Here is a 26269-nt window from a genome sequence, read left to right as displayed (position 1 = left end):
AAATGTTTTATCTGTGCGAAAGCGAAGCGACAGCAACAAATGTTTTATCTGTGCGAAAGCGAAGCGACAGCAACAAAGCGCCCAGTCGGAACGAAAATCAACCGCACGTTATAGAGAGTATGCCCCTTACATATAGAAATGCCAGACACAAGACCACATCAAGGTCTTTGTATCTGGCACTTTTTTTAACCAAATACCGTTTGCCATAATAAATAAAGATTTAAAGTAACTACAATTACCACGACAATCCATCCTAGAATTGTTGTCATACGACGATTGACTAGGCTGCCCATAATGTCACGCTTACTTGTAAACAGTACAAGTGGTACAAGTGCAAACGCAATACCAAAAGATAAAATAACCTGACTTAGGACAAGTGCATAAGTCGCATTTACGCCAGCTGCAATGATGACCAGAGGAGGTAGCATTGTAATAGCTCGACGTAAATAGAGCGGAATTTTCTTTCGAATAAAGCCTTGCATCACAACGTCCCCGGCAAGTGTACCAACTGAAGAACTAGCAAGACCTGCAATGAGAAGCCCTAAACCAAAGGACACTGCCGCCATCGGACCAAGCGCCTCTTTTAATCCGTTATAAGCGATATCTAAATCTTCAACTACTACGCCTTGTGTATGGAATACTGCCGCAGCAATAACAAGCATACTCATATTGATGGCACCAGCAATGATCATTGCGATGATTATATCAATAAACTCAAAACGGAAAATCCGTTTCTTCTCTTCATCATTTCGGCCAACGATGCGGTTTTGGGTTAATGAAGAATGCAAGTAAATAGCGTGTGGCATAACCGTTGCTCCTAAAATACCTGTTGCCAGTAAAATAGAATCTACTCCCTCAAAGCGAGGTGTGAACATGCCTATTGTTACTTCGCCCCAATTCGGCTGTGCTAAAAATGTTTGGAATGCAAACGCTAATACCACAATAAGCACCATGCCAGAAATACCTGCTTCAAACGCTCTAAAGCCTCTGCGCTGTAATTCTAAAATAGCAAATGAGCCGACTGCTGTAATAAGCGCTGCAGGTAACATTGGAATATTGAATAATAAATATAGCCCAAGTGCAGCGCCAATAAATTCTGCAAGGTCTGTTGCAATAATGACCAATTCAGCCTGTATCCATAAAAATATAGAAGTTTTTTTAGAAAAATGTTCACGTGCTACTTCAGGTAAATTTTTACCTGTCGCAATACCAAGCTTTGCCGATAAGGATTGAATTAAGACCGCCATTAAATTAGATAAGGCGATTACCCAAAGCAGTAAATATCCATATTGTGAACCTGCTGTAATATTCGTTGCGAAATTGCCTGGATCAATATAGGCAACCGCTGCAATGAAGGCTGGGCCGAGAAACGGTAAGATTCGTCGCCAACCTGTTATATCTCCATCTAAAACCGCCTCAGCAGACGATTTTGACATGCGTTTGTAAACCATGTTGTTCCCTCATTTCAAAGAGTATCGCGAGTGAAATAAAGTTTCCTAGAGGAAAATGTTATATTCCTATTTTATAGCTAGAATGAAAAAATGTGAAGGAGTTTGCTCAATTTTTTACTTAATTCGAAATGTTTTTGTAAATCACTTCAATGGAAGAATTCTGTTTGTGTACTAATGTATTGAAGCAACATAGCAAAATATTCGATTCTTTGAAAATGATTAAGGATTAATGTACGTAGCTTTTTTTTATGCGGGAATATACTTATAAGGTGGCTTTTTAATTGATTTCCAATTCGGATATTCACATATTTTCTACTCCTATTAAAATAATATTCCTCAAACAAAAATTCATCGCCGAAAGTTAAGGATAATATTTGCCAGGAATATAAGTTATTTGGAGTGAGGAGCATGGAAATTAACCATACGTAATGGTAGTGGAGCATTCTAAAAATAGTCGAAATAGCAAGTGAAAAAAATTTTTTGTAACTGCTCTTTTCATCTTTACTTTTTTTAATTACAGGCGTAATATGACATCATTATAAAAGTTTCAAATTTCTAAATCGCTGAAGCAATTAGACGCGGGGGACCCAATTTTTACGGATTACATAGGTAATCCTTGGGGTGAATCTCTTCATTTATGGAAGGGTAGGGCTACTCAGGCCCGAATCCGACAGCTAACCTCGTAAGCGTTAAGAGCAGAAAAGTGGAGCTTGGCAGACGAATGAACGTCTACAAGTCTTATTTAGTGATGACTTGTAGACTTTTTTTTCTCTTGTTTAATGAAATAAGGCCACAGCGATAGCTAAAACCGATTATGCACAAGTGTAATCGATTTAGAAATGCGGAACACATTCTATGAAACTAGAAGGTGTAGAATATGAAATCCTCATTAAAACGTTATATTATCGGTAAACCATTAAAATCTGATGCGTTAGGGGAACAAAAGCTTAGTAAAACAAAAGCGCTTGCCATACTATCGTCTGATGCTTTGTCATCGGTAGCGTATGGTCCTGAGCAAATTTTAATTGTACTCATGACAGTAAGTACGGTTGCCTTTTGGTATTCACTACCGATTGCTGCTGGAGTAGTGGTGTTACTGACAGCACTTATTTTCTCGTATCGTCAAGTTATTTTTGCGTATCCGCATGGTGGTGGAGCATACGTAGTTTCTCGGGAAAATTTAGGTGTCAATGCTGGTCTAGTCGCAGGGGGATCATTGCTTGTCGATTATATTTTAACCGTTGCGGTAAGTGTGTCTGCTGGGACAGATGCTATTACTTCGGCATTTCCAAGTTTGCATCCCTATAACGTGGTAATCGCTGTGTTTTTTGTGATTTGTTTAACGATTTTAAACCTACGTGGAGTTACAGAATCTGCTTCCATTTTAGCGTATCCAGTTTATTTATTTGTAATTGTGATGTTGATGTTAATCGGGGTAGGGATTTATAACGTAGTAACAGGGCAAGTTCCTGCACAGTTGCACCCAAAGGTTGGTACACCAGTTGCAGGTATCAGTCTATTTATCTTATTAAAAGCATTTGCATCGGGAAGCTCAGCTTTGACTGGTGTTGAAGCAATCTCAAATGCTATTCCTAATTTTAGAGATCCAGCGCCGAAAAATGCGTCTAAAACGTTATTGGCCATGGGTAGTATTTTAGCAGTGCTATTTATAGGTATTGTGAGCCTAGCTTATTTTTATGGAGTTGCTCCAAATGGGAAAGAAACGGTTGTTTCACAAATAGCGGAGGCAAGTGTAGGTCGTAATATCTTTTATTATATCGTGCAAGGAACAACAGCGATGATATTAGTGCTTGCTGCGAATACAGGTTATTCAGCCTTTCCTTTACTGGCTGTCAACTTATCGAAGGACGGTTTTATCCCAAGAATATTCCAGATTCGTGGGGATCGACTTGGTTATTCCAATGGCATAATGATGCTTGGTTTAGCTGCCATTGTTTTAATCATGTTATTTGATGGAACAACAGAGCATTTGATTCCACTTTATGCAGTTGGTGTATTTATTCCGTTTACTTTAGCGCAGGCTGGAATGATGAGAAAATGGTGGCGTGAAAAACCAAAAGGTTGGCTTGCTAAATTTACAATCAATACGGTTGGAGCGATCATTTCCTTTATTGTAGCGATGATGTTTTTTGTGACAAAATTGCCGCAGGTATGGCCAGTGTTTATCTTTTTACCAATTATTATTTGGACGTTTCACCGTATTAAACAGCATTATAAAACAGTTGGTGAACAACTTAGATTAGATTATGAGGAATTACCGGATGTTGAGGGGAATGTTTTCATTGTACCTGTTGCTGGTATGACGAAAGTAGTCGAAAACACATTGCATTATGCGCAGTCATTAAACGTTGATAAAATTATTGCCTTTTACGTAGCCTTCGATCAAGCAGATGCCAAAGCGTTTGAGGAGAAATGGAAAGCTTGGCAGCCAAATATACGGCTTGTCACATACTATTCGCCCTATCGAAGTATTACGCAGCCGTTGATGAAGTTTATTGATAAGGTTGAACATCAATGTATAAAATCAGGCTACCAAGTAACAGTGATCATTCCACAGTTTTTACCGAAAAAAGGGTGGCATCATATGTTACACAATCAATCGAGTTTATTAATTCGTACATCGCTGTTATTTCACAAAAATATCGTCATTATGACAGTGCCATTCCATTTATCAAAATAATGACTAGCAAGCTCGAAAATTGTCTGATATAATCATAACGTAATTGTAAAACACGAACGTTTGCAATTGAAATTTACTAGAATGACAGTAAATTCCGAAAAAATAGACTTTACTATGTGTAAGATATAGGCACATACCGAATAAAGTACCATTTTTGGAAATGACGCCAAGGCGTGATAAATATTAGGAATTTCTTTAATGGTTCAACACCAAAAGTTGAGAATGACTTTTGTTAAAATGTATACTATGTAAATTAGTTGATTGGAGTGAAGGCTGGGCGACTCCTTGGGGATTAGCGATAGGGGAACGAAGGCTAAGAACATCACATCCTGTGATAACGCCTTCGTGACCAACCTCGTGTTGGCCCGAGACCCTGGAGCGAGCATAGCGAGTGAAGCGGCTCATCGGACGCCCCCAGGAAGCTCTGCTCTGCGCGAAAGCGAAGCGTCAGCGGCAAAGCGCCCAGTCGGAACGGAAATCAACCACACGTTTTGGTGATGATACAGTTTAATACTATTTCACTCATATAATAGCAAGAATACGGCTTGCAAGTTTCTACCGATTTACCGTAAATAAATCGACTATGGGTAGCAATGCTTTAGAAGACTGCATATCGTATGTTTTCTATTCGTTTCGACGTTTTTACGCTGAATGCTTTGCTCCACTCGTAGATGATTGGAATCAAAGTATTCAGCGTTTTTTATTACTTGCATTACTTCTGGCTTTTGCCTGCATCGGAATGTAAGTCGCTCATAATGAGTTATTACTATAAGAAAGAAGGATAACAAGAAAATGAAGTTATTACACGAAAAAATTATGCAAGAGGGTAAAGTTTTATCTTCATCTGTATTAAAAGTAGATTCATTCTTAAATCATCAAATTGACCCAATGCTTATGAAGGAAATAGGCCATGAGTTTGCAAACCGTTTCTCTGATCAAGTCATTACAAAGATATTAACAATTGAATCTTCAGGTATTGCGCCGTCTGTCATGCTAGGTCTTGAAATCGGTGCTCCTGTGGTGTTTGCACGTAAACGTAAATCATTAACACTATCAGATAATCTGTTCTCTTCAAAAGTACATTCTTTCACCAAGAATGAAACAAACGATATTTCAGTATCACGTAGTTTCTTAAATGAAGATGATAACATTTTAATTATCGACGATTTCTTAGCGAATGGGGAAGCTGTCAAAGGTTTGCTTGATATCGCCGCTCAAGCTGGTGCAAATGTTGTAGGTGTCGGCATTGTGATTGAAAAAGGCTTCCAAGACGGTGGGAAATTATTACGCCAGCAAGGGGTTCGCATAGAATCATTAGCAATTGTAGATTCTCTTGAGGATGGCAAAGTAACATTTGCTGCGGAGGCTAATGCGTAATGAATACCGTTAAATCGACGACGCTAGCTATTCAACATTTACTTGCGATGTATGCTGGAGCCATTTTAGTGCCACTGATTATCGGTGGAGCAATTGGCTTTGATTCAACACAAATGACGTATTTAGTAGCGATTGACATTATGATGTGTGGGATCGCAACGCTTTTACAAGTGTATTCAGGTAAGTTTATCGGTATTGGTTTGCCAGTAGTACTAGGCTGTACATTTACAGCAGTTAGTCCAATTATTGCAATCGGTACAAATCCTGAACAAGGTATTACTGATATTTATGGATCTATTATTGCATCAGGTATAATCGTTATGATTATTGCAGGCTTTTTCGGTAAGTTAGTAAAATTCTTCCCTCCAGTTGTTACAGGCTCGGTTGTGTCGATTATAGGTATCTCATTACTACCAGTAGCTTTAAACAATATGGCAGGTGGACAAGGGGCAGCAGATTTTGCATCTGGCTCTAATGTAACCTTAGCGTTTATTACATTGGTCGTTATTTTAGTCGTTTATCGATTTTCTACAGGCTTCGTCCGTGCAATTTCCATTTTAATCGGTTTAGTTGCGGGGACAATCCTAGGAGTATTTATGGGGAAGGTTGATTTTAGCCCAGTGTCAGATGCTGCCGTAGTACACATGGTGCAGCCATTCTACTTCGGGATGCCAACATTTAATGCATCTGCAATCATTACAATGACACTTGTAGCAATGGTTTCTTTAGTAGAATCATCAGGGGTTTATTTTGCGCTAAGTGATATTTGTAAGAAAAAATTAGATTCAAAAGATTTATCACGTGGGTACCGTTCAGAAGGTCTGGCCTCTGTGATTGGCGGTATTTTCAACGCTTTCCCATATACAACTTTCTCACAAAACGTGGGACTTACACGTATGTCGGGCGTAAAAGATCGCAAAGTCATTTACATCACAGGTGGTTTACTAGTAGCACTTGGTTTCCTACCAAAAGTCGCAGCGTTAACTACGATTATTCCAACACCAGTACTTGGTGCGGCAATGCTAGCGATGTTCGGTATGGTCATTACGCAAGGTATGGGCATGCTAGTACCTGTTATGAATGAATCAGCAGAAAACGCTATGATTGCTGCAATTGCAGTCAGCCTTGGTGTTGGTGTATCAGTTGTACCTGGAATTTTCGATGCACTACCAGAAAGCGTTTCTCTTTTAACATCTAACGGTATCGTCTGTGGTTCGGTTACAGCGATTATCCTTAATATTTTATTCAACATGATTGGGCCGAAGCATAAGGAAGACCCTATGCATGGGGAAGCTTAAAATAATTTAATACATTCATCAAAATATACAATATATTTTGATGAAAAGAACGTTGTCACCTCCTTTAATCTATTGATTTAGATTTGAGGAGGTGGCATTTTTTATGCGGGATACGATGGGCAATAAGGAAATATTTCGAAGTCGTTCGGAGATGGACGGCTTTTTTAATTCATTTGTCCTATGTTGAATTCTATTTGTAAGTGTAACCAAGCAAGGGTATAAATGGGTGGTTATAGTTCACCAGCAATAGCTAGTTGTCTCATTTATTTCATAATGTTATCCTATATAAAGGTAAAAATGGCTATTGTAAAGTATCTGTATATAGAATATTATGAAACTTGTGGAAAGGGAGGGTATAAATGAATTTAAAGACTGCTGAAGAAGTTATTAAAGAACTACAAGTAACTATGAAGTCACATATGTGTCAAGAAGAAAGAATGAAATTAGAAGTTTGGCTTAAAGAATATTACATAGATGAACTAATCAAAAAGAAAATACAATAAAATTTGGGGGCACTTCTTTTCGGAGTGTCTTTTTTATATCCATCACTGTCGGTCGTTCCTGACATTGATGGACCTTCTACAAAGTACTATCTAACGGTAGCAGCTATGGCTCTGTGACTATGGGGAAGCATACAAAATGTCATCTACTTCTATAGTAGGTGACATTTTTTTTAAAAAGTAAATGTTTAAATTCTTATTGTTGGGGAATGAAGGAAATAGCCGCATTTTAATTTCTTTGAGCAGATTTAGCCGAAATGTGACGAGGCATATTCGATTGGAATGCAGGTCGATATCACAACATATATTTAGAGTATATAAAACTACTTTTTGAAAGGTCTCTTACAAATGAAGAGTATATTTTTGATTGTAATACTTCAATTAGTTTATGTGCCTTTTTTAACGTTACGTACAATATTTTTAGTGAAAAACATTACGTTCCTTGCTGCCATATTCGGGATGCTGGAAATGCTAGTGTATGTATTTGGCCTTTCTCTTGTCTTTAATGGAGACCAAAGTATTTTAGCGATGGTTGTTTATGCTGCTGGTTTTGGTTTAGGTATTTTCCTCGGTGCTAACATTGAGCGGAAACTGGCCATTGGCTATGTCTATGCGACGATCAATACACAAAATAAGAATGAAGAGCTTGTAAAGTTTCTTCGTAATGAAGGATTTGCTGTGACAATCTATATTGGGGAAGGTAGAGATAGTAATCGCTATAAATATGAAATCTTAACAAAGAGAAACCGTGAGACGGAATTGTTCCAAATTGTTGAGCATTATGAACCGAATGCTTTTATTATTTCGTACGAGCCTAAATCATTTAAAGGTGGATTTTTGCTAGATCGAATGAAGGTAAAACACAAATAGTTGCCCCAAACATTGCCCTTTTGTTTATATGCAGAAGGGCATTTTTTTGTTCATCACCAAAAGTTGTGGATGACTTTGTTAAAACGTCTATTATGTAAATAAGTCGGAACGGAAATCAACCACACGTTTGATGATGATCCATTTTTTGTATTGTATTCACACAATTTATAGAGAAATTTAGCGACCAAGCTCGATAAAAAATAGTAGTACTATTACACCGACAGACGTGAACAATAACATGTTCAATTCGATTTTTTCATACTATAAAAACATGCTAAGTCTCGGAGGGGGGTTTTATGTATTTTTTTACGAAAGGCTTGGTCATTGTTATAGGAAGTGCCGCGGTATCATTAGGAATTAATTTATTCTTAACACCCTATCAAATTTTAGATGGGGGAGTTGTAGGGATAGCGCTTATTTTACACTATATATATAAGCTTAAAATAGGTTTAATGATCATCATTATTAGTATTCCAATCTTTGTGATTTCTTGGTATAAATACAGAGCTTATTTTTACAATAGTATACATGGATTAATCGCATCTTCACTTAGTATCGATTTATTAAAGCCCGTTCGGAATCTTATTCAGGTAGACGCTATCTATAGCGCTATATTTGGAGGGGTGCTTATGGGTTTTGGTGTGGGCTTGATGCTTAGATTTCAGACAAGCACTGGTGGTACAGATTTGATTGCACAATTTCTAAGTGATAAAACCGGAATTAATGTCGGGATACTTATTTTCGTGATAGATTCAATCGTCATCGTCATTGGGGGACTGCTTTTATCTTCTAATACATTATTGCTTTCGATTATTACAATTTTAGTAGTAGGAATTACGACAAGTATCATGACTAGTCGTGTTTAAAAAAATAGCTTCAGTAGGACTGAAACTATTTTGGAATTCGCTATCGAGAGCTTTTCATCATTCTTTTTTTAGGGTGTGCAGGCTTTACTTCTGCAATTAATATGGCGAGTAAAATCATGACAGCACCTACGACCATACGACTAGTTAATACCTCGTGTAAGAATATAACGGATAGTATCATGCCGAAGAAAGATTCTGTAGACAGGATAATTGCAGCCTTTGTAGCAGATGTATATTGGTTCGCAATATTTTGAAAAAGATAGGCGAGCGTAGTTGAAAAAATGGCTAAATAAATGATTGAATAGATAGCTTCTTTTTCAAGAGTGGTCGGGATATCGCCTTGACTGACTACGACCAAGATACCTAAAACAGATGCTGTGATAAATTGAATAATCGTGAGAGCAATGGCATCTTCCTTTTGTACAAAAAGGTTTGTGCAAAAAATATCAAAAGCGAAGGCGACGGCACATGCTAAGGAAAGTGCATCTCCAATATTCATTGTTAGCGAGCCTTGCAGAGAGAGCAAGCCGATACCAACAATAGCTATAATCGAACCGATAATCTCATAGCCATCTATACGGCGCTTGTAAACCGCAAACGCAATTAATGGGACAATAATGACATTGACAGCGGTTAAAAATGCATTTTTAGAGGGTGTCGTATATTGTAATCCTACTGTCTGAAGGGCAAAAGCAATATACAAAATGCTTCCTAATAAAATACCTTTCCAAATAACCGATTTTGAGGCATTTTTTAATCTAGCACCGAATAAGACCGTCAATATAATGGAAGCTAATAAGAATCTACCTGCCATTACTTGATAGGCTGTTAAATATTCCAATGCAATTGCCGTTATGACAAAACCGCTACCCCAAACGATTGCAGTGACTAATAGCATACCATCAGCTATGTATTGTTTCATTATTCTTCCTCCTAACTTCAATAGAATAGCATGAGATGGGAGAAAATAGGTTGATTTTAATTCTAAAAATTCAGGCGTTTTTTTGTACTTATTCCAAAGCTGTCATTCAACATTCGTTTTGCTATGTAATAAGTACAATTTAACGGCTGCAGCTATACGCTCATAAAAAACATAATCATTTTCTAAAGGTGCTACTAGCTGACGTATTTTTGACAGACGATAACGGATTGTGTTTGGATGACAGAAATGAGCAACGGCTACTTCTTTAATATTTCCTTGTTTTACGACATAGGTGATAGCGGTTTTCATTAAATCTGGATCAGCCTCTTCTATAAGTAGGGGACCGAGATAGCTATTTACATAGTCCATAGCAAATTTAGCGTCCTTACGATGCAATTCAATTAACAACCAATCGGAAGCAAGGTTCTCATAGTGACATATAGAAGTTGTGTTAATTTCAGCCATGATACGTGCATAAAAGGCTTCACGAACAGCAATAGGGAAGTCTGTTTGTGTTACGTGACAGCGGCTATAGCCAAAGGTCAATGAATCCGTTGAAATTGCATACATCGTTAGCCATTCATTGAGAAGTTTTTCAAATCGAAAATGTTGGGATGGATGGGTCATTACAATAAAGAGGCTCTTTTTATAGGTACAAATCATCCCCAATTTCAATAGAGGCTCTAATTGAAAAAAAGATTGCATCCATTGATTATTTACGTGATCTTGCAATTGAATATTAGCAACAAATACATATTTTTCAAAAGGTTTATTGATTTGCTGTAAAATTGACTGTATCTGCTCAGCAGTTAGTTCTTCCTCCATAAGGCGTCGCATGATTGTATCTAAAAAGAATGAATAATCCTGCGTTTTTGCATAGGCCATCGTTTCTAAAATAATCTTTTCAAAAAATTCATCTCCGCCAAATCGCAATATCGGGAAATTTTGTTCATCTGCATAAGCGATTACTTCCTCTGGTAAATCCTTATAAATAACAGGTTTATAAGCTAGAGCGCTTGCGCCTAGTTCAATAAGGTTTTTCACGGCATTCCATAAATATTCAGGTGTTTGCTTTGCGAATAATAAACTGCTTAAAACAACACTATTCGGTGAAAAAACCGTTTCTCTCACCGTTTGGATATCAGGTGAAAATTCGAAGTCTAGAATTTCCACATTTTGAACGGGTTTATGTAATCCATTGCGACCAGCAACGACAGTAAAATCTTTTGTAATAGGCAATTGTAAAAAGTTCTCTACGTTCATTAGGCTATCAAACAACCTTTCTTGTAATTGAGCTTTTACTTCTATGACTTATTATAACTGATAAAACACAGTGAAATAGCGATAAGGCAATTCGAATCGTTGATCAATTAGCCAATTAAAAAGAATCTGCTGAAGTTCTACAGACAAAGTCCGGAAAGCAAGCAGATTCTTTCACTTTTATCAAATTTAGATGTTAGCGAAAATATTAGGTTTTCTATTTTTCATCGGATTCGTTTGTTCAATAGCGTAACCAACGTTAAGAATACGACCTTCTTTAAAGGCTGGACCAATGATTTGCAGGCCTACTGGTAAATTATCTTTAAAGCCACAAGGAACGGAAAGGGCAGGTAACCCTGTTAAGTTACTCGGGCCTGTAAAACGAATGATATTATCAATTAAATCAACTTTTTCACCATTTAAATAGGCAAAGTCATCACCAATAGTACTTGCCACTACAGGTAATGTAGGCGTAATAAGTACATCAACCTGCTTAAAAATCTGTGTGAACTCTTGTTTTATTTGTCGTCGTACCTGTTGAGCTTGTAGGTAATCAACGGCAGAAGGTAATTCACCTAGCTCAAATAACAGACGAATATCATCTCCGAAATCCTGTGGTCTTTTCTGTAAATCAGAATGATGGATAGCAGCTGCCTCCGAAAGGGAAGTAACGAGCTCTGCCCATTCTGCATATTGCAAGGATGGGATGCGAACGATTTCAACCTTGGCTCCTTGATTTACTAAGCTTTGAATACTTGCTCGAACAGCCTTTTCTACATCTGAATCAACGCGGTTAAAGAAATATTCTTCGTTGATGCCGATGACTAAGTCCTTCACATTGCCTGAAATTTGCTGTACATAATTTTCTGTTGGCACGTCTGTACAAGTAGGGTCTCTATGGTCAAATCCAGAAATAACCTCAAGTAAGCCAGCTGCGTCTTTTACTGTCTTTGTCATTGGACCTATATGGTCTAAGCTCCAAGCAAGAGGGTAGCAGCCATATTTACTGACACGTCCATGAGTAGGCTTTAAGCCGACAATCCCACAGGCTGATGAAGGGATTCGAATAGAGCCAGCTGTATCTGTACCTAATGATGCAACGCTTGCCCCTGCTGCAACTGCTGCGCCAGAGCCGCCACTAGAACCACCAGGAATTTTATCTAAGTCCCATGGATTGCGAACGGGTCCGTAATGAGGGTTATTATTCGTGATGCCCCATGCGTACTCATGCATGCTTAATTTACCTGTGAAAATAACACCGGCATGACGAAGCTTTTCTACAACCGTCGCATCATAATTTGAAACGAAGTCCTTATGAATCTTTGATGACATCGTTGTTATCTTATCTTTAAAGTACAAATTATCCTTTAGTGCCATAGGAATTCCGTGATACATTCCTCGATACTGTCCATTCAAGATTTCTTTTTCTACCAGTTGTGCTTGTGCTAAGGCTTCTTCACGATAAAAAGCCATATATGAATTAATTTTAGGCTGACTTTCTTCAGCAAAATCTAAAATTGCTTTCGTTAATTCGACAGGAGAGAGTTTTTTAGTTTCAAGTAAAGGTGCTAGCTCTTCAACAGATTTTAAGTGTAAATCAGTTGTCAATGTGGTCACCTCCAGGGATGCTACGGATAGCGATATCAGCATCATCAATAGCGATGCCTTCTAAATTACCACGAAGGGATTGCATACCTTCCCAACGTGCTTTTAGAAGTTCAAGGTGTTCAGATTTTGGTGTAATTCCTTTGTTCTCCAATAATTGTTGAATCGACAAACTCATTAACAGGATCCTCCCTTGAAAATAGTTTTTATCTAAATAGGTCTCCCTATAAAGAACAGATTTTTTATTATAAAAAATCATCGCCATAGAGTGGGATAAGCTCTGATGCTTCCCTGGAGTTGGAGATAATTAATTATTTCACGATAAAAATAATAAATTCTTGCAAAAGGTAATAAAATACTATTATTACAAGCATACACTATTTACAATATATATCAATGAATTGATTGAATATATAATTTATTGCGAAAAATATACTACTCTATCAAGTAATTAAGAGTACTTTTAATAGAGCGGTGTTAACTATTGAAAAGGAATTCTAGTGCTAGAGCCACCTCTTTTTACATATTATTCACAGTACATTTACAACCAAAGCGTACAATAGATCCTAATAACCAATTTAAGAGGTGCGAAAATGGAGTCTGTTGTGAGACAAAGCATAAAAACAAGTAATTTATTTTCTTATTTAAAGTATTTATACGGGCAGCATCAAAACAATACGCTCTATATAAAACGTTTAAAAGCATTGAAGCAAATTATGCAGGACAAGAATTTACATACTTATTTTCAGCCTATCGTCGATTTACAGACGAGGCAGACGCTTGGTTTCGAGGCACTAAACCGTCCGGAGCCTTCGGAATTGTTTAATAGCGTCGATCAGTTTTATGAATTTGTTGGGCAAACGGACTGTGTATTTTTATTTGAATGCTTTTGTCGTAATCTTTCATTACAGCGTTTTAAAGAACGACTGCATAGAGAATGGATAAACGAGAGTTTTTTAGTATTTGTCAATATACATCCTAATGTGTTACTAGATAAGAACTACCATAGTGGTGAAACCTTGCAGTTATTAAAGGAGCTTGGCATAAAACCACAGCAAGTAGTGTTTGAGCTAACTGAACGTAGTGCTGTGATAGATTTTGTAGAGTTTGAACGTGTATTATCACATTACCGATCACAGGGCTATCGAATTGCAGTGGATGATATGGGTTCAGGCTATAATAGCTTGAAAACACTTATTTATTTAAAGCCAGAGTTTATTAAACTAGACCGTTCCTTAATACAATTTATTGATAAAAACAGCGAGCAGCAGCAGCTTGTTACATTGCTGATGCGATACGCAGAGCAGGCTGAGACCAAAATTATTGCAGAGGGTATTGAACGTCAGGAAGAGCTTCATTATTTACATGATATTGGAATCCACTACGCGCAAGGTTATGCGATAGGGAAACCCGCAAAGGAAATACAATTGGGGAAAATAAGGATGGATGGCCATGAAGATAGGGGAAGTCATAGAAAACGTTCCTTGTATTGATGAATTCGTGAAAAATCAAGAGGTGGATTTACTGTTTACAAGTAATCCGTCATTACGTAGTGTGGTTGTTGTTCGAGATGACAAACCAATTGGGCATATTACACGTACACATTTCTATCAAAAAATTGGTACACGCTATGGCTATAATTTATTTATGGGACGGCATAATCAGCTTATTATTAAAGAGAATCCTTTAATGGTAGATCGCAATATACCAATAACAGAAGTCAGTACGTTAGCAATGTCTAGACCTCCAGAGGACTTATATGATGATGTGATTGTAACGAGAAATGACTTATATTATGGTGTAGTCAGTATTCGAGAGCTATTGTTAAAGCTCGTAGAGACACAAGTAGCTATTGCTAGTTTTTTAAATCCATTAAGTAGTCTTCCTGGCAATAAATTAATTGATGAAAAGCTAGAGGGAGCATTACAGCTATCACAATTTAGTTTAATATATTTTGATTTAGATCATTTTAAATCATACAATGACACGTACGGTTTTAATAAAGGAGACAAGATTTTACTGTATTTAACAGATATTTTGAAAAGAAATATAGATTGTACAGAAGATTTTTTAGGGCATATTGGTGGAGATGATTTTGTTGCAATTCTTCCGCATTATGAAGCTGCGCCAATCTGTCAAAGGATTATTGATGAGTTTGAAGCATGTATTTTAAGCTTTTATGATGTAGAGGATTTAACCCATTTACAAGTACGAAATAGGGCTGGTAAACTAGAGCCTTTTTCTTGTACTTCGCTATCCATTGCGGTTATTACTAATCAATATCAGCAATTTGAATCTGTTGATCAATTGTCGGATGCGGTGACACGTGTGAAAAAACAATGTAAAAGAATTTCGGGAAGCTGTTACCTTATTAATGACCATGAAAAAGAAATTTACCTCGTTCATTAAATGAAGTATTTCAGACTGTGGGCAAGCTCGTAATAACTTGAGCTTACCCACAGTCTTTTTTTATAACGGATCTTTCTACAACGGAGATGGGCTGAATTATGAAATTCGATTTTAAGGGCATAATCAAAAGAAATAAATCGCCTTACTTTAGGAAATTATTAATCTAAATAAAACATACTTGAATTATAGGGATTATAGGTATATAATTCGATTTACATTATAATTAAACTTCTTAGGAGGCTTTCAATTGTCAACATTACAAATTATTCTTAACGTTGCCGTTTTACTCGTGTTCGTTGGAATTTTATATTTTATGAATAAAAAGCACGTTAAGTTTTCAAATCGTGTTTTTACGGCTCTAGGCTTAGGTATTGTACTTGGTCTTGGACTGCATTTAATATATGGTATTGATTCGGATGTATTAGCAAAAACAACAAGTTGGTACAATATTATCGGTACTGGGTATGTTAAATTATTACAAATGGTTGCGATGCCATTAATTTTCATTTCCATCTTAATAGCCTTTACGAAAATGAAGGTAGGTAAAAACTTCGGTAAAATGGCCGCTCTTATTTTAGCTATTTTAATCGGCACAACCGCTGTATCAGCTGCTGTTGGTATTTTTTCAGCAACAGTGTTTCATTTAGATGCTTCCCATATTATGCAAGGTGCTGCTGAGGCAGAGCGCGGAGCATATTTAGAGGAAAAAACTTCTGGATTAACTGCACCGGATTTACCAACGCAAATTATTGAGTTATTCCCAGCAAATCCATTCTTAGATTTAACAGGTGCTCGTTCTACATCAACAATTGCTGTTGTCATTTTTTCAGCATTCTTAGGTTTTGCTTACTTACGTGTAGCACGTAAGGATGGAGATACTGCAGCTACTATTAAAAAAGGCTTGGATGCCATCTATGCATTAGTAATGGGCGTTGTAACAATTGTTTTACGTTTAACACCATATGGTATTTTAGCAATTATGGCACGTACAGTGGCAACATCTGATTTCGGGGCAATCTATAACTTAGGTAAGTTTGTTGTAGCGTCTTATGTAGCGTTATTTATTGTGTTATTAGTACACTTACTCATTCTTACTTTAAGTGGTTTAAATCCATTTACGTACTTAAAGAAAACTGCGGAAACATTATTGTTTGCCTTCACTTCACGTTCAAGTGCAGGTGCTTTGCCAATGAACATTAAAACACAAACAGGTCGTCTTGGCGTACCAGAGGGTATTGCAAACTTCTCGGGCTCATTTGGTTTATCTATCGGTCAAAATGGCTGTGCTGGTGTTTATCCTGCAATGCTAGCGATTATGATTGCACCGACAGTTGGGATTAATCCGCTTGATCCGGTGTTTATCATTACTGTTATTGCAGTTGTAGCTGTCAGCTCATTTGGTGTAGCTGGTGTCGGTGGTGGTGCGACATTCGCGGCCATTCTTGTATTATCAGCACTTGATTTACCGATTGCACTTGCGGGTATATTAATTTCCGTTGAGCCATTAATTGACATGGGCCGTACTGCTCTTAATGTAAGTGGTTCAATGACTGCAGGTGTGACAACAGCACGTATTACAAAAGAATTGGACACTGAAATGTACAACAATAAAGAATTAGGTGCCCAAGTATCGGACCTATAATAAAGCAGAGCTACTCTTAATTTTTAGAGTAGCTCTTTTTTCTATATTATTTTTACGTAAAAATCTTTGCCATTAATTAGTTCGTTAATTTCAATGTCATAATTAGTTTTATAGTAATTATAGATGCTTTGCGCTAATCCAGAGTGTCCATTTAAATAGGTTCCTTTTTTAATCTCCCTACGAGGATTATGAAAATCAAAATACAAGCGAGAATCGTGACACATTGAATCTAAAATAGCTCTAAACTCTTGTTCTTCAATATGAATTCCACGTGTATATCTGCACTCTCTTCGGTACGTATCGTGGGAAACATTCACCGGCGACGACTCAAGAACCATTTCGATTTTTTTACTCAAATGTTATCAGCTCCTTTTTAGAAATTAGCACTGAAGGGTAGAAAAGAAAATGTTTATATTCGTTAAAAGAAATACTATTTTTATACAAGTTGATTGAAGTGGAGGCTGGGCGACTCCTTGGGGATCAGCGATAGGGGAACGAAGGCTAAGAACATCACATCCTGTGATAACGCCTTCGTGACCAACCTCGTGTTGGCCCGAGACCCTGGAGCGAGCAGCGCGAGTGAAGCGGCTCATCGGACGCCCCCAGGAAAGCGCCCAGTCGGAACGGAAATCAACCACATGCTATTGTGATGATCCATAATATAGTTCAAGTATATAATTATCAGAAAATTATAGCAATTTTTTCTACCAATCTTGTTGCTGCATTTCTTCTGCTACTACTTGTAAATCATACGCAGTAATCATTAAAAGTGTATAGTCGTGTGTTTCCATATACTTTTCTGCAAGACGTTTCATATATTTAGGGGAGCCTTCATTCTCTTCATCATAAATAAGCAGCAGACCATCTGTGTTTTGGATAATGAATTTGTCTTTTTCGATAAATTGCCATGGAGCCTCGTATGGCTTTTTCGTTACGCTTGTTACAAAATCTGCTTGAGCTATTAATGCTTGATATTTTTCTTTTTTATGTTCTTGCCAATTTTTCTCTTGCTCTAAAAAAGGCGTGATAACAGAATATTTTAAGTGAGGAAACTCCTTTCGTAACATAAGAGTAACCTCGGCACCCCATGTTTCTACACCTTGCTGACCACTAATAATCACCCATTCTAACCCTTCATCGATTAATATACGTAGACGGTTTTCTAGTGCTTTCTTTATAATGGCAATACCAGGGTGCTTGTCATTAAAAATGCCTAATTCATGTGGTCTATAGCCAGTAATAATAATCCGCTGTAGCAAAAAAACGCCCCCTAAGCTGTATAGTATGTGTAGTCATAGTATACAGTAGGGGGCAAGTGAAAACGAATTCCAAGATAGTGTTGTATAGTTGTTCCCAAGTAAAGTTTATTGTGTTATGAAAAAGCAAATAGTGTTAAAACTACAGCTACGGCAGTACAGATTCCTAAGAACCACCATGTATCTGTAAAGTCCTCTTTGGAGTCACTATTCATGTAAAGTACTTCCTTTCTTTTTTACTTTAATCTGTCCGTTCCAAGACCAATTCGTCCATACACGCAATACAGTTTCAAATGGTCCGCGTTTAAATTTCTTGAAATAGGCAAGGCTGAAAACACATTGCAAGCTATATAAGGCGATTCCAAATAAAATACCGCCAAATACACCGAGCTTGCCGTATAAGCCTAGACCATATCCATAAAATACTGTTGTACAAATAATGGTTTGCATTAGATAATTGGTTAAAGATAGTTTACCGACACTCTCGAAGGCAGGAGCGAGACGTTGTACAGGGCGAGTTTTATATACTAAAGCTGCAAGGCAGACATAGCCAACTGCTAATAATTCAGATCCACCTGTTAATAACATTCCGGAAAAATTGCTTTCTATAAAACTAAGACTCTTACAAGCTAGCCCTATTGGAACAAGCAGAGCGCCGAGCTTATACCATTTCTTTTCGTCATCCATATTCATAAAAGCTTGCTTCTTCGCGAGCCCCATACCGAAAAGAGTCAATGAAGTGGTAACCATTGGTGCGAGGAAAATTAATAAGAAAATGACTAAACCTGCATCATCCATGCCAGGAGGTAGAGTATTTGCACGGAAATCATAAATGTCTAAGTAGCTTCCATTAGCGTATACATTGTCGGCTTTCTCAACAAAGGTTGCTATTTCTTGCTGTTCTTTTTTAGTTTTTTCAACGGAACCAAATGTTAAGCTGGTAATCAGTATTAAGAAGATGCCAGACCAAATAAATAAAGTTTTTGGTTTGCGATTAATAAATGGGATTAAACACAATATCATAAAGCCGTAGGAAAATAATATATCGCCTTCCCATAAAAGCGTTGAATGTAGTAAACCTAAGGCGATTAACCCAGTTGCACGGCGTAAAATGGACCATCGACTCTTATCTTTTTTTCTACGAATAGACTCTATAAGTTTAATAAGAGAGAAGCCGAATAAAATGGTGAAGATCGGCATAAAGGAACCTTCAATAAAGATTTTTACAAAGTACCAGGCTCCATTATCGAGGGCGGACAGATCTTTTAGTTCATCTTTGCCATACATGCCAAACTGGAAAATCAATAGATTTGCCATTAAGATGCCGAATAAGCTAAACCCACGCATTGTATCTATGAAGGTAACACGGTTAGTTGTCATTGCGTTTTATCTCCTTAATTGGTTATCTTATACATAGTGTATTTGGGAAAGCTTATGGTGAAATAATGGCTACCTTAAAGTAATCTTAAAAGAAGGTGATAGCATGCAAGACGCATCAATTTTAGTATTAGAGGACGAACATGCAATTGCAGAAATGATTGAAATTATCTTAAGAAAAGAAGGGTTTTTAAACATTACTCTCTGCAAATCTGTTCAAGAAGCAAAGAAGAAAATTGAAACGCAGGTTTTTGATTTTTATCTATTAGATATTATGCTCCCGGATGGTAGTGGACTTGATATGGCGAATATGATTCGAGAGCAAAGTGAAGCGCCTATATTCTTTTTAACTGCAAAAGGTAGTGATGCGGATAAGCTTCGTGGTTTTATGAATGGGGCTGACGATTATATTACGAAACCATTTAACCCACTTGAGCTTGTTGCAAGGGTCAAGGTCCAGCTTACAAGATATTTGAAGAAAAAGGATGTGCCTAAAAGTCATTTGTTTTCATGCAGTCGATTTACATTCGATATCGATGCGGCAGAGGTGACTGTAAATGGCACAAAGGAAATTATTAGCGGTAGGTTATTTTATTTATTGAAATATTTATGTGAAAATGCAGGGCAAGTGTTATCGAAGGAACAAATTTACGAACGCGTATGGGGTGACTGTTTGTTTGATGATAATACCGTAATGGTACATATTCGAAAACTGCGAGAAAAAATAGAAAAGAATCCAGGTAAGCCAACCTGCATTATTACTGTAAGGGGTATTGGTTATAAACTTGTTGGAGACGTTCAATCATGAAGCCAGCTAGAAGATTAACGCTTCGTTTTGTATCTTATTTCATCATATTTTATTTACTAATCATTTCTGGCTTTATTATTAGTTTTGTGTTTTTTGCTAGCTTTATTAATGGTCATGTCGGTGATGATATTCATATCATGTCTTCCTCTGAAATTAAAGATGATGCTATCGTTGAAAATGGGGAATCCATTAAAATTGCTGATTATTTAGTGGAGCGAGCTGAGGAGAACTTAGGGCAATTATATTTGTTCAATCGATCGATGGACATTGTTGATTACACAGGAGACAAATGTGAACTATGTAGCTTGACAGATAACGAAATAATGTCTCTTAAACGGCCAGGGATGCACACGTGGGCGATTCCTAAATACCATTTATTATTCCTCCCGGCTTTCCCCGTACAACCGCTTTTTGAAGAAGCGGTTCAGGATTGGAAGGAAAAAGGTGAGATTTCTTCAGAGCTACTCCAACGTTTACAGGATAAGAAGGCTTCTGTTGAAATCTATAATGAACAGTGGGATCGTGTAGAAGTCATTGGTGAGCGTTATAAAAAGTTAAATAAGCCTCAGTTGATAGAAGAAAAATACGATATTTTTGAGAATAAAGAACTTACACAAAATGTAGCGTTAGAGGATGGCTCGACATTTGTTGTACGGATGCCAAATCCAGCGTATAAGCCATTTGACGAGCCTTTTAATAAAGCGATGGTGCTATTCGTTTCCGTGTTCTTTGGTGGACATATTATTGTGTTAATAGGGATCCTCTTTTTATCGATTAGTATTTCCCGTCAATTTGTTCGTCCGCTTGTTTATGTAATATCTCGTATCGAGCGACTAACGCAATTTAACTACAGTAAAGAAAGGGATAAAAGTATCCATCATCGGAAGACAGGGAAGCTAAAGAGGAAGTTTAAATTATTCCAGCCTGTCGATGAATCGATTAATAACTTATCAGAACGTCTTTCCTCCAATGAAAGACAAATTAAGCATGCAGAGCAATTACGCGAGGAATGGATAACGGGCTTATCGCATGATTTAAAGACACCTTTAAGCTCGATTTATGGCTATTCAACAATGCTTGCTTCTGAGGATTATGAGTGGACGAAAGAAGAAATGCGCGTCTTTGCCACTACGATGCAGGAGAAGGCAACGTATATGGATGCCCTTATAGGAGACTTAACCTATACGTACCAACTGAAAAATAGAGCGATACAGCTTGAAAAAGTGTTGATACCACTCAATGTATGGTTACCTCAATTAGCTGATGAGCAAGTGTCTGTAAAGGTTTATGGGGATGTTATGCTTGAAGCGGACGAGCTTTTATTAAAGCGCATTTTAGATAATCTTATAACCAACGCTAAAAAATATACGCCTGAAGGTACAAAGGTAAACGTAGAAGCGCAAAATGTAGGCCAGGAGATCATGCTAACCATTGCTGACCAAGGTCCTGGGATTCCTCAGGAGGAGCTCGATAACCTTTTTGAGCGATATTATCGTGGTACTAATACAACGGACGATACAACGGGTACAGGTCTAGGATTGGCTATTACTAAGCAGTTAATTGATCTACATAACGGTACCATTAGTGTTCAATCAGGAGCGGAAGGTACAGTCTTTGTAATGAAATTTAAATGTAAGTAGCAGTTTCTGGCCTAAAAGTTGGGGTATTTTTTGAAGATTTATCAGAATTAAATCTCGTTTTATCGGAAAAATTTCAGTTTTTATCGACTAGGGCGATTCATCGGACGCCCCAGTGCGAAAGCAAAGCTCTCAGTCGGAACGGAAATCAACTCCACGTTATGGCTGATGGCTAGTTTTTGATTGAAGAAGTAAAGTAAAACACTGTTATTTAGGGCAGTACAAGTGATGAAACATTCACCTTGTACTGCCTTTTTTGCGCTATTTGAGTATTAGAGTGTAATTTTTTAGGGGATTACCCCTATATGAACGGCTCACTCTTAAACCTATTATTAAGGTGTAAAAGTTGTATACGAAAGACAGCATGATAAGGAGGATATACACATGAAGACTTCTTTTAAAGTAGTCATCGTTGGAGGAGGAACTGCTGGTATTTCGGTAGCGGCACGCTTACTCCGTCAATCTCATTCGCTTCAAGGGGAGATTGCCATCATAGATCCTGCAGAAAAACATTATTATCAACCACTTTGGACATTGGTGGGAGGTGGTGCAGCAAATAAGTGGGACTCTGAACGTGAGATGCTTTCTGTTATCCCAGAAGGAGCTGTTTGGTTAAAAGAGGCTGTTAGTAGTTTTGACCCCAATCAAAATCAGGTAATAACACTAGATGGTACAACATACACGTATGACTTTTTAGTAGTTGCTGGTGGGATAGAAATTGACTGGGGAGCTATTAAAGGGCTGAAAGAGGCGTTGGGGACTAAAAGTGTATGTAGTAATTATTCTTTTAAACATGTGGATTATACATGGGATACGATCCGCAATTTTAAAGAAGGAACTGCATTGTTTACACATCCAAACTCTCCGGTAAAATGTGGCGGTGCTCCACAAAAAATTATGCATTTAGCAGAGGACCATTTTAATAAAGTCAATGTTCGTGACAATATTAATGTTATTTTTGGCTCGGCCAATCCAGCTATTTTCGATGTTTTGAAATATCGTGAAGCGCTTGAAAAAGTTATAGAGCGGAAAAATATTGATGCTCGATTCCGTCGTAATTTGATTGAAATTAAGGCTGATGAAAAAATAGCTATTTTTGAAAATTTAGATACGGGCACAGTTGAAGAAATTAAATACGACATGATTCATGTGACACCTTATATGTGTTCACCCGAGTTTATACGAACAAGTGCATTAGCAGACGAATGTGGCTGGGTAGATGTTGATAAATTTACTTTGCAGCATAAAAAGTATGGCAATGTGTTTGGAATAGGTGACAATGCCAATCTACCAACATCTAAAACGGGGGCAGCTATACGCAAGCAAGCTCCTATCGTTGCACAAAATCTTATTGCTTTAATGAGACAACAGCCAATGACGCAAATGTATGATGGCTACTCTTCTTGCCCAATTGTAACAGGCTACAACAAACTGATATTGGCGGAGTTTGACTACAGTAAAGAGCCTGTCGAATCTATGCCTTTCAACCAGGCAGTAGAAAGATCCAGTATGTATTTCATGAAGAAGGATTTACTACCTGTTATGTACTGGGATGGAATGTTGAAGGGCACTATGTAATTACGAATGAAGGGAGGCGACAGGCGTGGCTAATGCAACGATAAGCATGAGCGAGGAATTATTTCAAATACTCGAAACGCTTGAAAAACCAGATGTTCGACACTCTTTACAGCGATTGTTAGAAAAATTACCGAATGTAGAGCAAACGATAGAATCAGCAGAAAATGTAGTGGATTTTGGAAAAACGGTGCTAACGGATGAAAAGATAATAAATCGATACGAGCAATTTGTCTCTACGTATAACGTAGGCTCAGAAACGATAACGGCTATTGTACAGCTAATGGAGAAATTGCCAAAGCTTGTTCAAATCATTCATCAGTTAGAAAACATTATTGATTTTGTCACAGTAGTACTTCAGGATAAGCAAACAACAGACTATACAATGAATAATTTAAAGGGCTATGTCGATCCATATGTTAAAAAAGGAAAGACAGGTTTGGATTTCTTGAAAATGGTACAGCAAAGAGCAGAAGAAAAGCCTCAGCATATTAATGTTTTTTCAATTGTTAAATGGATGAAAGATCCTTCTGTTCAAAAATCACTTAATTATGTCCAATCTGCATTAGATATTTTAAAAGAAAAAAACTAATTATAAAGGGGAGTTTTACACATGTTATTACGATATTTTTACGATGAAAAATTAGCACACGCTTCTTATGTTGTGGGATGTCAGGCGAAAGGTGAAATGGTCATTATTGACCCGATGCGTAATATTGAGCCCTATCTTGCATTAGCAGAAAAAGAAAAGATGCAAATTGTTGGTGCGTTAGAAACGCATATCCATGCCGATTTTGTAGCTGGGTCTCGTGAGTTAGCAGACCGTGTTGGAACAACGATGTATATTTCTGACGAAGGGGATGCTGATTGGAAGTATCAAAACCTTGAAGGAATTCCTCATCAATTATTAAAAGATGGTGATGAATTTACTATAGGTAATCTTATTTTTAAAGTTATGCATACACCAGGACATACACCAGAAAGTATTTCTTTCTTATTAACAGATCGTGGCGGCGTAGCAAATAAACCAATGGGGATTTTTACAGGTGACTTTGTTTTTGTAGGTGATATCGGACGCCCTGATTTGTTAGAAAAGGCTGCTGGTATTCAGGGTACATCACTATCTGGTGCAAAAGCGATGTTTAAATCATTAGAACGTTTTAAGGCTTTACCAGATTACATGCAAATATGGCCAGCTCATGGAGCAGGAAGTGCTTGTGGTAAAGCATTAGGAGCTGTGCCTTCTTCGACGGTGGGGTATGAGAAGCAATTCAACTGGGCTATGCAATTTGATGATGAACAAAAATTTATTGACGCGTTACTAGAGGGTCAACCGGAGCCTCCTTATTATTTCGCTGTTATGAAGCGTGTTAATAAAGTAGGGATAGAACTTCTTAAGAATTTACCACCAGTAAAGGCAGTGTCCAACTATGAAGAGATTACTCAACTTCTTGCAGATGGAACGCAAGTGATTGATACTAGACCGGCTGAAGATTTCTCACAAGAATTTATCGCAGGTACACTAAACATCCCTTACAATAATTCATTAACCAATTGGGCTGGTTGGCTAGTAGATTATACAAAACCATTATATTTATTGATTAATCCTTCTCAACTAGATGATATTTTAATAGCATTACGTTCTATCGGTATAGACAATGTTGTTGGCTATGGAGACGTGACAAAAATATTGGAAGAGGCTAATTCTCTAGAAAGTTATGAAAATATAACTCCTTTAGAAGCGAAATCATTAATTGAAAGTGAACAAGTTCATGTGCTTGATGTGCGCAATCAAACAGAATTTGATGCAGGGCATATTGAAAATGCTCAACATATTATGGTTGGTACACTAGCTAAACGTTTAGATGAATTGCAAATAACTAAAAAAATTATTGTTCAATGTCAAGGCGGTGCTCGTTCTGCAATTGCTGTAAGTGTACTAAAAGCAAATGGCATTCACGACGTTGTAAATTTAACGGGTGGCTATATGGCTTGGCAACAAGAGGCAGTGACTAAATAAATGAGGTTGTTTTCTAAAAGAAAAATAGCATACTAGTAAGCCTAGTCTGCTATTTTTTCTTCGTTTAGTGCTTTATAGAGGCATCTTAGGAGGAAATTCTTATTTTTAATTAAAGGTTTTAATAAGGTGTTATGACACTTATACATAGTCGTCAGTAGAAAGCAAAACGGATTTAGACAACCTTTTTTCTCGGTAAAAGGGGTTAAAAAATGATTATTGTAAGTTTGAGTATATTCCTTCTTATTGTTGGTAGAATTATTTATAAACGACGTATCCCGGTACGTCAAATACAGAAGTGTTTACTACAAGAGTTGAATGCGGGAATGGCGATAGTGGATGTACGTGATTATAATGACTCTTATAAATCACCTACACCAAATGCATTAAATTTACCAATAGCTTATTTAGTACGTCATATACATGAACTACCAAAAAAACCCCTTCATATTATTGCATCAACACAGCTAGAAAAAAATATGAGTGTTCGTATCATTCGGAAAGCAGGGCATGAAGTGAGGAGTTATAGCTTGATAGAAGAAAAAGTATAGGGTCAAGTATGCTGATTGGTAACAAGTAAACTTAAAGGGAGGCTTTATGTCTTTTTTAACTTCTTTCAGCTGAAGTTTCCCACTTCTAGGTGGTGAGTTGAATGCAGTTTTAAGTCACTTTTCAGCGGGTGTCCAAACATCCGCTGA

General features: G+C 37.3%; 23 protein-coding genes and 2 riboswitches. Of the genes, 15 read left to right on the top strand and 8 right to left on the bottom strand.

Annotated elements, in window-relative coordinates; translation table 11 throughout:
* Window positions 1-185 precede the first annotated feature (185 nt).
* Window positions 186-1451: an Nramp family divalent metal transporter gene (locus MWJ95_RS21675; RefSeq protein WP_283164810.1), complete on the bottom strand. Its 1266-nt coding sequence runs from the start codon at window positions 1449-1451 to the stop codon at window positions 186-188.
* Window positions 1452-2002: 551 nt separating this feature from the next.
* Window positions 2003-2154, top strand: a riboswitch (cyclic di-AMP (ydaO/yuaA leader).
* Window positions 2155-2328: 174 nt separating this feature from the next.
* Between MWJ95_RS21675 and MWJ95_RS21670 the strand changes: the two genes are divergently transcribed.
* The 6 genes from MWJ95_RS21670 (at window position 2329) to MWJ95_RS21645 (ending at window position 9063) form a co-directional block, all read left to right on the top strand.
* A complete protein-coding gene (locus tag MWJ95_RS21670; protein WP_249107221.1) occupies window positions 2329-4152 on the top strand; it encodes an APC family permease in 1824 nt (607 codons plus the stop codon).
* Window positions 4153-4654: 502 nt separating this feature from the next.
* Window positions 4655-4756, top strand: a riboswitch (purine riboswitch).
* Window positions 4757-4944: 188 nt separating this feature from the next.
* A complete protein-coding gene (locus MWJ95_RS21665) occupies window positions 4945-5529 on the top strand; it encodes a xanthine phosphoribosyltransferase (RefSeq protein ID WP_249075647.1) in 585 nt (194 codons plus the stop codon).
* Window positions 5529-6827: a nucleobase:cation symporter-2 family protein gene (locus MWJ95_RS21660; RefSeq protein ID WP_249107220.1), complete on the top strand. Its 1299-nt coding sequence runs from the start codon at window positions 5529-5531 to the stop codon at window positions 6825-6827. Before MWJ95_RS21665 ends, MWJ95_RS21660 begins: the two co-directional genes overlap by 1 nt.
* A gap of 359 nt (window positions 6828-7186) precedes the next feature.
* The gene (locus tag MWJ95_RS21655) at window positions 7187-7330 is read left to right on the top strand and encodes a hypothetical protein (RefSeq protein ID WP_249075645.1); all 144 of its coding nucleotides are present in this window, start codon (window positions 7187-7189) and stop codon (window positions 7328-7330) included.
* A gap of 345 nt (window positions 7331-7675) precedes the next feature.
* Entirely contained in the window at window positions 7676-8197 is a 522-nt protein-coding gene (locus MWJ95_RS21650) for a DUF2179 domain-containing protein (RefSeq protein ID WP_249075644.1), read from the top strand.
* A gap of 296 nt (window positions 8198-8493) precedes the next feature.
* Window positions 8494-9063 (top strand): YitT family protein, encoded by a 570-nt coding sequence (locus MWJ95_RS21645; protein ID WP_249075643.1) that lies wholly within the window; start codon window positions 8494-8496, stop codon window positions 9061-9063.
* A gap of 40 nt (window positions 9064-9103) precedes the next feature.
* Here the strand turns inward: MWJ95_RS21645 and MWJ95_RS21640 are convergent, their stop codons facing one another.
* From MWJ95_RS21640 to MWJ95_RS21625, 4 genes are all read right to left on the bottom strand, one after another.
* Window positions 9104-9985, bottom strand: a complete 882-nt coding sequence (locus tag MWJ95_RS21640; RefSeq protein WP_249075642.1) for a DMT family transporter — start codon at window positions 9983-9985, stop codon at window positions 9104-9106.
* 102 nt (window positions 9986-10087) lie between these two features.
* Window positions 10088-11248, bottom strand: a complete 1161-nt coding sequence (locus MWJ95_RS21635; RefSeq protein WP_249075641.1) for a PucR family transcriptional regulator — start codon at window positions 11246-11248, stop codon at window positions 10088-10090.
* A 186-nt stretch (window positions 11249-11434) separates the two neighbouring features.
* Window positions 11435-12853 (bottom strand): amidase, encoded by a 1419-nt coding sequence (locus MWJ95_RS21630; RefSeq protein ID WP_249075640.1) that lies wholly within the window; start codon window positions 12851-12853, stop codon window positions 11435-11437.
* Window positions 12843-13028: a hypothetical protein gene (locus tag MWJ95_RS21625; RefSeq protein ID WP_249075639.1), complete on the bottom strand. Its 186-nt coding sequence runs from the start codon at window positions 13026-13028 to the stop codon at window positions 12843-12845. The genes MWJ95_RS21630 and MWJ95_RS21625 overlap by 11 nt, the downstream gene beginning before the upstream one ends.
* A 415-nt stretch (window positions 13029-13443) precedes the next feature.
* On the opposite strand from MWJ95_RS21625, the gene MWJ95_RS21620 reads away from it, so the two are divergent.
* The 3 genes from MWJ95_RS21620 to MWJ95_RS21610 all read left to right on the top strand — a co-directional run bounded on the left by MWJ95_RS21620 (window position 13444) and on the right by MWJ95_RS21610 (window position 16901).
* Window positions 13444-14343 (top strand): EAL domain-containing protein, encoded by a 900-nt coding sequence (locus tag MWJ95_RS21620; RefSeq protein ID WP_249075638.1) that lies wholly within the window; start codon window positions 13444-13446, stop codon window positions 14341-14343.
* On the top strand, window positions 14303-15259 hold the full coding sequence (locus MWJ95_RS21615) for a GGDEF domain-containing protein (RefSeq protein WP_249075637.1): 957 nt from the start codon (window positions 14303-14305) through the stop codon (window positions 15257-15259). Before MWJ95_RS21620 ends, MWJ95_RS21615 begins: the two co-directional genes overlap by 41 nt.
* Window positions 15260-15572: 313 nt before the next feature.
* The gene (locus tag MWJ95_RS21610; RefSeq protein ID WP_283164816.1) at window positions 15573-16901 is read left to right on the top strand and encodes an L-cystine transporter; all 1329 of its coding nucleotides are present in this window, start codon (window positions 15573-15575) and stop codon (window positions 16899-16901) included.
* Between the two features lie 41 nt (window positions 16902-16942).
* On the opposite strand, the gene MWJ95_RS21605 is transcribed toward MWJ95_RS21610, so the two are convergent.
* The 3 genes from MWJ95_RS21605 to MWJ95_RS21595 form a co-directional block, all read right to left on the bottom strand.
* On the bottom strand, window positions 16943-17257 hold the full coding sequence (locus MWJ95_RS21605; RefSeq protein ID WP_249075635.1) for a hypothetical protein: 315 nt from the start codon (window positions 17255-17257) through the stop codon (window positions 16943-16945).
* Window positions 17258-17605: 348 nt separating this feature from the next.
* The gene (locus MWJ95_RS21600) at window positions 17606-18160 is read right to left on the bottom strand and encodes an SLOG family protein (protein ID WP_249075634.1); all 555 of its coding nucleotides are present in this window, start codon (window positions 18158-18160) and stop codon (window positions 17606-17608) included.
* A 204-nt stretch (window positions 18161-18364) separates the two neighbouring features.
* On the bottom strand, window positions 18365-19537 hold the full coding sequence (locus tag MWJ95_RS21595; RefSeq protein ID WP_249107219.1) for a DUF418 domain-containing protein: 1173 nt from the start codon (window positions 19535-19537) through the stop codon (window positions 18365-18367).
* A 103-nt stretch (window positions 19538-19640) separates the two neighbouring features.
* Between MWJ95_RS21595 and MWJ95_RS21590 the strand changes: the two genes are divergently transcribed.
* The 6 genes from MWJ95_RS21590 (at window position 19641) to MWJ95_RS21565 (ending at window position 26122) form a co-directional block, all read left to right on the top strand.
* A complete protein-coding gene (locus MWJ95_RS21590; RefSeq protein ID WP_249075632.1) occupies window positions 19641-20342 on the top strand; it encodes a response regulator transcription factor in 702 nt (233 codons plus the stop codon).
* Window positions 20339-21982 carry a sensor histidine kinase gene (locus MWJ95_RS21585; RefSeq protein ID WP_249075631.1) on the top strand — a complete coding sequence of 548 codons (1644 nt, stop codon included), beginning with the start codon at window positions 20339-20341 and terminating at the stop codon, window positions 21980-21982. The genes MWJ95_RS21590 and MWJ95_RS21585 overlap by 4 nt, the downstream gene beginning before the upstream one ends.
* Window positions 21983-22363: 381 nt before the next feature.
* Window positions 22364-23557 (top strand): NAD(P)/FAD-dependent oxidoreductase, encoded by a 1194-nt coding sequence (locus tag MWJ95_RS21580; protein ID WP_249075630.1) that lies wholly within the window; start codon window positions 22364-22366, stop codon window positions 23555-23557.
* A gap of 25 nt (window positions 23558-23582) precedes the next feature.
* Window positions 23583-24146, top strand: coding sequence for a helical membrane plugin domain-containing protein (locus tag MWJ95_RS21575; protein ID WP_249107218.1), 564 nt, complete (start codon window positions 23583-23585; stop codon window positions 24144-24146).
* A 21-nt stretch (window positions 24147-24167) separates the two neighbouring features.
* Complete coding sequence (locus MWJ95_RS21570) at window positions 24168-25574, top strand: MBL fold metallo-hydrolase (RefSeq protein WP_249107217.1); 1407 nt, start codon at window positions 24168-24170, stop codon at window positions 25572-25574.
* A gap of 209 nt (window positions 25575-25783) precedes the next feature.
* Window positions 25784-26122 carry a rhodanese-like domain-containing protein gene (locus MWJ95_RS21565; protein ID WP_249075627.1) on the top strand — a complete coding sequence of 113 codons (339 nt, stop codon included), beginning with the start codon at window positions 25784-25786 and terminating at the stop codon, window positions 26120-26122.
* Window positions 26123-26269 lie beyond the last annotated feature (147 nt).

Origin of the sequence: Lysinibacillus sp. Bpr_S20, assembly GCF_023337835.1 — a bacterium.
Lineage (GTDB): Bacteria > Bacillota > Bacilli > Bacillales_A > Planococcaceae > Lysinibacillus.
This window is presented reverse-complemented; position numbering and strand designations above follow the sequence as displayed.